This window comes from Atopobium deltae, assembly GCF_001552785.1.
Classification (GTDB): Bacteria; Actinomycetota; Coriobacteriia; order Coriobacteriales; family Atopobiaceae; genus Atopobium; species Atopobium deltae.
Window position 1 is genome coordinate 601 of record NZ_KQ959515.1, and the last position, 2359, is coordinate 2959.

Here is a 2359-nt window from a genome sequence, read left to right on the forward strand (position 1 = left end):
CCAAGTATACAAAGGTGAATTGGGTTATTGAATAACAGACATAGGTTATTTAATAATTAAAAATGATTCACGCAGTGTTTCTGCTCACTTGTGAGATGGGAATGTTATGAAACGTCGTATTTTAATAGGTATTGCATGTATAGGTCTCGGTGTTATATGCTTTGCCCTCTTCTATTTTTTTTGGCCAGCTCCAACTATGAAAGCTGAAGACTTTAACACCAAAGGTCAAGTACTTGCGATGCAATTGAGTGAGCTTAGTACGAGCTCCACTGGTCGGACACCAAATCCAGAAAAAGGCTATATGGTACTTTCTGATTCTTCTGGTAAGACTCGTGCTTTTAAATCGGGGCAGTATCATTCATGTCAACCAGTGTGGACAAGTACAGGGATTTTTTATGGGAGTACAAAGTCTGAGTTTCTAACTACTGAACAGGGAACAAAAACCATTCCACGAGATGTTGCTATGGCGGGAGAATATGCTCGTTACTCGTATAACGACGGCCGGGGCTTCATTGCTTTTGGTGCTTTGGGAAATAGCCTTAGAGGATATCAGCAACCTGTTGTCGTGGGAGATTCTGAGAAGACAAAAATCGTTGATGTGTTAGGTGCTTATATGAGCATGGGCATCTGTGACGATATTCTTTATGCTGTAGCTCAGACAAAACTTGCCCCAAATCTTCTTGAGCAAGCAAGATCCATATATCAGAAGCGCACAGGAGTTTCGAATGAAGAATTAGCAAAAATAGATAATTTTGATATTTTTGTGCAAGTTTATCCTGAAAATCACCCACATGACCCACAAGTGCTTGAAAGTGTGCCTCGTGATGAAAGATTTTCTCATCCTGTTGGAGAATTTCAGCGTGTTGGAGACAGCATTTACCTTTTAAGCTTTTTACTTGATCACCCCAATGCCCAGCGTGGTGATGGCAAGGATCCAAAAGCAGGTCATCTTGTTTTAGAGGAGTGGAATCTTAAACAACATACTCGCCGAGCTATTGATATTGTGGACGACAAAGGTCAGTTCGTTGATCTTGTTATAGATGAGACAGGAGGAGAAAAAGGCATTCTTGTTGGTAGTGAATATCGTTTTGTCACAAGAACAGGTAAAGTTTTTTCAGTCGACGTAACAACAGGATTGGCAAAGCATCTGTATACGTTTAAAGAACTGCCTGGTGGAGGACGTATTCCTCGTTTCGCAGTAACAGCATCTGCGGTATACCGTCTCGATAATGGTGAAAATACCAATGCTAAGCTCAATTTTTCCCGCTATGTATTCAAGACGGGTAAATATGAGCACCTCTTTGATGTCGAAAGTCTCAGAGCATATCGTAGAGGCGATGTGCATGTCGCGGAAATTGCCGTGAATCCTGAATGGGAGAAGACACTCTCTCAGTAGTTGTATTCTCAGAGTTTAACACGCCTTAGACTCTTAAAAAAGTGACTGTTGATACGGATCAACAGTCACTTTTATACGCTGTCTATGTCAATTGAAAACTGAGCGCTGCTTGCGTCAGCGATCGTGCTGTGGATAGTGTGGAAAAGTTTGGATATCCCAGATGCTTACATACTCTGCTGGTGGATTTAAGTCGTTAGCAGAGCGCTTTACCAACATCAATTTGTTCGCCAAATACATGATGAGTATTGAGTATCAACCTGTCCAACTTTTTGTCTGCACCCCCAAGTGCACTGCTATAGACAAAATTAAAATAGAATTTTTGCCATAGAAAGTGGCTGCCAATTTACATCGACAGCCACTTTGTTTACATACCCTTTGTCCTATAATTTGAAAACGGAAACTAGGGAACAAACAGAAAGGCTATTACGCCTGTATCTTTAGGACAATCGTGAGAATGCAATCACTGAGGTAATGTCTTCTCCCAGATGGGGTTTACTGCGATCCCTTCGATATGTACATCATCTTGCCGATATTTTTCAAGGCTTTCGACATCAAAGAGGTGTTCGTATTTTTCCGTCTTGAATACATAGCGAGAGAAATTGAGCATAGAGCTATCTTCTTTGCCATCGTCTAGACGGTAGACAGCTTGTGGTGTTATATCGAAGCGAGGAACATCTCCTCCGTCAGGCAACTTCTCAAACGTATAGAGATGCTTTGCTGACCCTGTCATTACGTCGACTGAAATGACCTTGCCCGTTCTTGTAACAAAGCGGTATTCGTTGCCAAGAAGAATGCCTTTTTCTCCTCCTGTTTCATCCACAGTAATGTCAATAAAGCTGCCTTTGTTGTCTACAATATCAATGGCTCGACGAGTATGTTGCTTAAGGTTCCATTCCTCTAAAACAAGGTGGCCCGCCCAAGGATCCTTCCCATCACCACGCTGGGCATTGGGGTGATCAAGTA

Annotated in this window: 1 protein-coding gene and 1 pseudogene; one reads left to right on the plus strand and one right to left on the minus strand. The window is 42.0% G+C overall.

All coding sequences use genetic code 11. The features are described from left to right. The first annotated feature begins 106 nt into the window (after nt 1-106). Complete coding sequence (locus tag HMPREF3192_RS05200; protein ID WP_066306122.1) at nt 107-1396, plus strand: hypothetical protein; 1290 nt, start codon at nt 107-109, stop codon at nt 1394-1396. Nucleotides 1397-1856: 460 nt separating this feature from the next. On the opposite strand, the pseudogene HMPREF3192_RS05205 reads toward HMPREF3192_RS05200, so the two are convergent. Next, nucleotides 1857-2359, minus strand: a pseudogene (locus tag HMPREF3192_RS05205) (hypothetical protein); the annotation flags it as partial.